This window comes from Novosphingobium mangrovisedimenti (assembly GCF_025153475.1).
GTDB classification, from domain to species: Bacteria; Pseudomonadota; Alphaproteobacteria; order Sphingomonadales; family Sphingomonadaceae; genus Novosphingobium; species Novosphingobium mangrovi_A.
Genome location: NZ_JANZXA010000018.1, coordinates 41,294 through 48,102, shown reverse-complemented (window position 1 = coordinate 48,102; position 6,809 = coordinate 41,294). Strand labels below are relative to the sequence as shown.

At 61.4% G+C, this 6,809-nt stretch carries 5 protein-coding genes; 4 read left to right on the top strand and 1 reads right to left on the bottom strand.

Annotated elements, in window-relative coordinates:
• On the top strand, positions 1 to 1,698 hold a 1,698-nt coding region (locus NZK81_RS19430), incomplete at its 5' end, for a DUF5801 repeats-in-toxin domain-containing protein (protein ID WP_260047751.1).
• 51 nt (positions 1,699 to 1,749) lie between these two features.
• Here the strand turns inward: NZK81_RS19430 and NZK81_RS19425 are convergent.
• Positions 1,750 to 2,919 carry a TolC family protein gene (locus tag NZK81_RS19425; RefSeq protein ID WP_473087539.1) on the bottom strand — a complete coding sequence of 390 codons (1,170 nt, stop codon included), beginning with the start codon at positions 2,917 to 2,919 and terminating at the stop codon, positions 1,750 to 1,752.
• Here NZK81_RS19425 and NZK81_RS21810 point away from each other — a divergent pair.
• The 3 genes from NZK81_RS21810 (at position 2,800) to NZK81_RS19415 (ending at position 6,779) form a co-directional block, all read left to right on the top strand.
• Complete coding sequence (locus NZK81_RS21810; RefSeq protein WP_473087540.1) at positions 2,800 to 3,324, top strand: hypothetical protein; 525 nt, start codon at positions 2,800 to 2,802, stop codon at positions 3,322 to 3,324. The genes NZK81_RS19425 and NZK81_RS21810 overlap by 120 nt on opposite strands.
• Before the next feature lie 525 nt (positions 3,325 to 3,849).
• Positions 3,850 to 5,469 (top strand): ATP-binding cassette domain-containing protein, encoded by a 1,620-nt coding sequence (locus NZK81_RS19420; RefSeq protein WP_260047749.1) that lies wholly within the window; start codon positions 3,850 to 3,852, stop codon positions 5,467 to 5,469.
• A gap of 2 nt (positions 5,470 to 5,471) precedes the next feature.
• Positions 5,472 to 6,779, top strand: a complete 1,308-nt coding sequence (locus NZK81_RS19415) for an HlyD family type I secretion periplasmic adaptor subunit (protein ID WP_260047748.1) — start codon at positions 5,472 to 5,474, stop codon at positions 6,777 to 6,779.
• Positions 6,780 to 6,809 lie beyond the last annotated feature (30 nt).

The window sequence follows — 6,809 nt, the reverse complement described above, 5'->3', positions numbered from 1 at the left end:
GACAGCGAGGGCCTGACGCTGGCCAATGCGGCGGACCTCAAGGTCGTCCAGACGGTTACCGATGCCGATGGCGATCAGGACACCGCCTCGATCAACCTGGGTGCCAACGTCTTCTTCATCGAGGATGACGGGCCGACGGCGGGGACGCCGGGGACTCCATTGACGTTCTATCTGGATGAAAGCGTGGGCAGCGATCCGGATGGCCCGGGCATGGCCGCGGCGGGCACGACCACGGTCACGAAGGATCTCGGTACGCTGTTCACCGGAGAGGGCTATGGCACCGACAATGCCGGTTCGACGAGCTATTCGCTGGCCTTGAGCAATGGCGGCGTCGGCTCCGGCCTGTTCGCGCTGGCGGCCAGCGGCGGCAAGGGTTCGGAGATCCTGCTTTACCAGACCAGTGCAACGACGATTTCGGGGAAGGTGGGAAGCGACACCTATTTCACGATAACGGTCGAGAACAATGCTGCCAGCGTCGACTTCGGCAAGGTGACTTTCGCGTTTGGCGCGGGCTACGACAACATCTGGCACGGTTCGACCGCGAGTGATGATGATGCGGCAGGGCTGTCCATCGCCTCCGGCGAGACGCTGGCACTGCGCCAGACAGTGACGGATGCCGATGGCGACAGTGCCTATGCGGACATGCAGCTGGGCGCGAACGTCTTCTTCATCGAGGACGACGGGCCGGAGATCGATCTTTCGACCATCGCGACCTGGGATGCCACGCTCAATCCCACGCATTTCGTGGCCAACATGGTCAACGCGACGCTGGCGGATGATTTCTCCTTCTCCGGAGTGACCGACGATCCCTATGCCTGGTCCATCATGGACGCTCCCGGAGACGAGAACAATTCCCCGGCCGACGGCGATGGCCTGACCTGGCGCTATGCCGATGTGGATGGCGTCGCGGGAACCGGCCTGAACGAGATCGTCGGTTCGCTCGACGGTGTCGATCTGTACTCGCTCTATATCGATGATAACGGCAGCGGCACGGCCACCTACCATTTCAAGCTGCTGAGTGCAGTGCCGGGCGGTACGCTCGATCTTGATGTCAACGACATCAAGGCAGGCGGACCGGATACCAACTATATCGATGTCGGCGCGCTCAACAGCACCGACTACGTGAGGATCTCCGGCTTCTACGACAGCGATAGTTCCGGCACGATCGATCTCGGCACGGAGGGCGCTCCGATCAACGAAAGCAACCTCAATGTTGGTGTGTACAACGGCAATCTGGATGCGAACGAGGCCTTGTCCTTCTCGCTCTTCGACTCCGGCGACGCGATCCAGGACATTACCGGTATCAGCATCGGAACGAAGACGGCCCAGGGCTTCAGCTATTCGTGGAAGGCCTATCTGGACGGAAGCGAGGTGTACTCCGGGTCCGGCTCGATCGGAAAGGATGGCACGATCGTCATCGACCAGGGCGCGGGCAACTTCTTCGACACGGTTGTCCTCTTCAACGAGGATGGCAATGCCGTGAAGATCGGCCTGTCCGATATCGAGATCCTGTTCTCGCCGCCGGACTACCTGCTCGATTTCGATGCGAGGCTCACCGACGCCGATGGCGATTATGAAGATTTCGGCTTCCTGATCGGCGTGGATGGCGATGGCAGCGGCGGGATCGCAAGCCCGATCATGGCTGCCTTCACTCCGCCGGACGATCTGTCGTTGCTGAGCGCGCCCCTGATTGCCTGACGCGCTTGCGGCCGGCTCAACGGTGTTGAGCCGGCCCGCGGCCCGCAACTCTTATTGCGGGCCGTAGACGTCTCCCATGCCTTGCCTGTCCGCGACGCCAAGAGCTGCGCGCAGCCGGTTCATCGAGACAAGCACTGAATATTCGGAGATCAGGGTGCCGATACGCGCGGTTTCCGCCGACTGGAGGGCATTGATCTTGGCGCTTTGGGCGTTGAGCATGTCCAGCAGGGACCTTCTGCCGATCTTGAACTGGGCCTCGTAGGAATAGAGGACGTCGTTGGCGATGGTGGCCCTGCGTTCCTGTTCTGCCGCACGCTGCATCCAATTGTCGTGCCTTTGCCAGGCGTCGCGCACTTCACGCTCGCTGTCGCGGCGAACCTGATCGAGCGCATAGCGGGCGGCACCCGCTTTGTGCTCGGCCTCCCGGATCTTCGCGAGATCGACGCCGCCGTCGAATATCGGCCAGAGCACGTTGAATACGACGCGATAGTCCCTGGTCTGCCCACGGTAGCCGTCGAAGTCCTTGCCCACGCTTGCGCTGCCCCGGACATCAGCGACCGGGAGCCGCTCTCGCCTGACCCTGCCTAGCGCCGCCTCGGCGGATGCCAGCCGCGATCGGGCTTCCCTGATCCGGGGATCGGCCTCTGTGACGAGGGCGATGGCATCGGGCAGGGACGGGGGGAGGGCCATGCTGGCGGATGGCAATTCGAGGTCCTCGGGTTCGCTTCCGACGAGTGCCGAAAAGGCATTGCGGGCAATGCCGAGTTCGGTTTCGGCGTCCGCGAGGCGGACTCGCGCGGTCTGCACGCGCTCGTTGGCCTGCTGGAGATCGGAGATGTTCATGACACCGCTTTTCAGCCCGTCGCTCATTTCTCCGGCGATGTGATCGTGATAGGCAAGGTTCTCTTTCGCCAGATCGAGAAGGCGTTCCTGAAGGATGACCTGCAGATAGGCGCTGGCGACAATGTATGCGGTCGTCTCTTCCGTGAAATTCTCGCTTTCGCGCAGGGCCTGCGCATTCGCGGTCTGCGCCTTCGTTTCGAAATGGCGCCGTCCCATGTCGTAGACGGGCTGCGTGACGTTGACCGAACCGTAAAGGGGATGTTCGTTCAGCGCGGACAGGCCCAGGTTCACGCGCGCATCGTTTTCCAGGCGGCGGTAACCGAGCGTTCCTTCGAGATTGACCTGCGGGAACCAGGCTCGCCGCGCCTGATCGCGCACGGCTTCGGCAGCCTGCCTCCGCTCTTTGGCCTGGCCGACTTCAGGGCTGGCCCGAGCCGCGATTTCAACGGCCTGTCTGAGCAACAATGGTTCCGCAAATACCGGCGGGCTCGCAAGCAGAAGGGATTGCACGAACGCTATCGAGGCAATCGGGGCTTTATTGTTAGCCATGTGCATCTCTCCCTCTGTCCGAAATCCAGCCGGGCGATGGACGCCTTGTGTTTTATCGTGTCGGTGCTTGTTTCCGGCGCGCGGGCCAATGAAGACCGGCATGTCCGCAAGACACCTCGATATCTGGATTCGGACTTGATCAGATTCTGGTCAGCATCTCGTCTCGTCTGGTTTGCAATTGTTGGGATCGGGCGAGTGAGTCGCCCAGTGGCCCAGATAAACATGGTTGATTGATTGTTAAAAGGTGTTAACTTAAAAAATCGAGTCGCGTGACCTCAATTCAGTCCGCGCTACATGGTCGCTACTTGCACCTGTCTTGCGGGCTATATGGCGAGGTCACTCGGTCGACGAGCGCCTTTCTGGGCAGAGCCTGAAACGGGGTATCTTGTTTTTGTTCATGCGGGGCATGTCTACATCCCGGCGAGCACCGTGCTTTGCCGTGCCTCGGCGGATATGCATCTGACGATGCATGAACATGAAGGTGAATTTGGAAAAACGTCGTGCGCCTTGTTGGTGCCGATGACGTGTCTCTTTCGACAGTAGTTTGTGTGACTGCCTGCCGAAAACATGACGCAAAAATAGAAGTTTGAAGGTTACGATAAGAATTGGGTTCTCGCCAGGCTTTCATTAGCTTGAGGGAGGGGTTCCTTGATAGACCATTCAACCGTCGCTCTGCCGAAGGGAAGGATCGCCCCTTGGCTTGCAACGCCGCTCCGGAAAAACAGCCGGATCTACGTGCGCGTTGCGATAGCCGCGGCAATGATCAATTGCTTCGCGCTCGTCACCGCGCTCTTCACCATGACCGTGTACGACAGGGTGGTTCCCAACAACGCCACGGATTCCCTGGTCGGTCTGACGATCGGCCTGTTCGTGGTCGTGATCTTCGACTTCATTCTCAAGCTTCTTCGCGCCTATTTCGTGGACGTTGCCGGGGCCCGCGTGGACAGGGACATCGGCAAGGCAATCTTCCGCCAGATCCTGAACATGCGGCTCGATCTCGGAAAGGGATCCACCGGCGGGCTGGCCGGGCTGGTGCGCGAAATAGAGACCCTGCGCGACTTCTTCGCATCGGCCACCCTGACGGCTCTTGTCGACGTGCCGTTCATCGTCATCACGCTTGCCATTCTTGCATCGATCGGCGGCTCGATCGTCTTCGTGCCGCTTGCCCTCATCCCCTTTGTCGTGTTCACGGCCGCGGCCACGCAACCCACGATGCAGCGCCTGTCCGCCAAGACGCTGGGGCAGGCTCTGAGCAAGCAGGCGGTACTGGTCGAAACGATCGGCAGCCTGGAAACCGTGAAGTCCGCCAATGCAGGGGACCTGCTCGCCAAGCGGTGGAGCAAGGCACTAGAGGATCATGCCAGCGCCACGCTGCAACAGCGGATCGTATCGACGATCACCATCAACATGGCGGGAAGTGTCCAGACGCTCGCATATACGGGCGTGGTTATCTTCGGGGTCGGCGCGATCGCCAGGCAGGAACTGACGATGGGCGGCCTCATCGCCTGTGCCATCCTCTCGGGCAGGGCGGTCTCTCCCCTGAGCATGATTGCCAGCCTGCTCACCCGGATTCATGCGGCGCGTACCGCGTACAACCAGATTGACGGCATGATGGCGCAGCCCGAGGAAGGGCCGGCAGGGCAACCCCTTGAACTGCGAAATCTCGATGGCGACATCGAATTCAGGGACGTGGACTTCCGCTATCCGAATGCTGCCGAGCTGGCACTGACGCAGGTCAGTTTCCGCATCGCGGCGGGGGAGCACGTTGCCCTGATCGGTCCGATCGGCTCGGGCAAATCGACTATCGCGCGGCTGCTGATCGGCCTGTACCCGCCGACCAGCGGCCTTGTCCTCGTTGGCGGAACGGACATTCGTCAGCTCAGCCCCAGGGATCTGCGCCAGAGGACCGGCGCACTCTTCCAGGACAATGTCCTGCTGACCGGCTCCATTCGCGAAAACATCCTGCTGGGCCGTGAAGACGTCGACGAAGAAGAGATGCTGCGGGCATCCCGGGCGAGCCTTGCCCATGACTTCATCTCGCAACTTCCCAGCGGATACGACCTGACGCTTTCGGATCGGGGCGAGGGTCTGTCCGGCGGACAACGGCAAAGCATCGCCATGGCACGGGCGCTGATCGGCAAGCCACCGATCCTCATCTTCGATGAACCCACCTCGTCCGTGGATGCCGAAACCGAAGCGCGGCTCATGCGGAATCTGCGTTCCGAATTCGAGAACCGCACTCTCATTCTCATTACGCACAGGCCATCGCTACTGGCCCTGGTGGATCGCATCGTCATGCTCGCGCGCGGACGCGTGGTGGTGGATGGGGCGTCGAACGACGTTCTCCGGAAAGTCCAGCGTATCAGGCCGGCGGCATAGCCATGGATAGCCTGACCTCACGCCTCGCTTATCACGATGACCTTCTGGACGGCGATGATTTGCCAGGGACGAAGTCCGCGAACAGGATCTTCTGGGTTATTGGCGCGTTCTTCGTCCTGCTGTTGCTCTGGGCGTCGCTGACGCATGTCAACAGGACGGTGCGTGCTTCCGGCAGGGTCGTCCCCAGTTCGAAACTTCAGGTCGTATCGCATTTCGAAGGCGGAGTTATCGACGAGATCCTCGTGAAGCCGGGGCAGCAAGTGAAGAAGGGGGATATCCTCGTCCGCCTGTCACCCACCATGAGCAGCGCGGCGCTTGGACGTTCGTCCGCCTCGGTCGATGCACTGCGGGCGCGCATCGCGCGGCTGAGTGCGGAAGTGAAGGGATCGAGCCCGGATTACGGGACCGCGTCGGCATCGCAAGTCGCCATTGAAAGGTCGCTGCATGGCGTCCGTCAGGCTGAATTCCAGAGCCTGATGGCCGCGAACAGTGCGCGCGTCACCCAGGCACGGCGCGCGGTGACCGAGGCTGAGGCCGTCCTGACGGCACGGAACTCGAACCTGGATGCCGCGCAGCGGGAACTGGAAATGCTGCGCCCTCTTGCCGAAAAGGAAATCGTGTCGCGGGTGGACCTGATCAAGGCCGAAAACCGGGTGAACGTCGCCACGAGCGAGGTCGCGGCCGCGCGATCCTCCGTGGCGCGCGCACGCGCGAGTGTCGCCGAAGCCAGTGCCGGTGCCGCCCAGTTGAGGAGCGACTGGCTGAGCCGTGCGGGGACGGAACTTTCCCAGGCCCAAAGCGAATTGTCGCAACAGGAGGCGACCTTGCCGGCGCTGTCGGACCGCGTCGACCGGACCACGATCCGTTCTCCCATGAACGGCAAGGTGAACCGCGTTCTGGTCAATACGCTCGGCAGTTCGGTCGCCGCGGGCAAGCCGATCATCGAAGTCGTCCCGACCGACGAAACGCTCTATGTCGAGGCGCTGGTCCGGCCATCCGACGTTGCAAACGTTCGCGTGGGACAGGATGCGACGATCGAGATAACCGCCTTCAATTCCGCGATTTTCGGCAGGCTGCAAGGGAAAGTGCGGTCCATCTACCCGGATGCCACGACCAATGAACGCACCGGGGAAAGCTTCTACACGGTCGAAGTCACCTCGACGTCAAGCCTGACGTACAAGGACGGGAAGAAGGTGGACATCTCGCCGGGAATGATGGCGAACGTCAACCTGATCGGCGAGAGCAGGTCGATCCTGTCCTATGTCCTGACGCCGATCACGCGCCTGTCCGAGAATGCCTTTCGCGAGTGATCGGTGCGTTGGGGGCCGAAGGGGAATCTC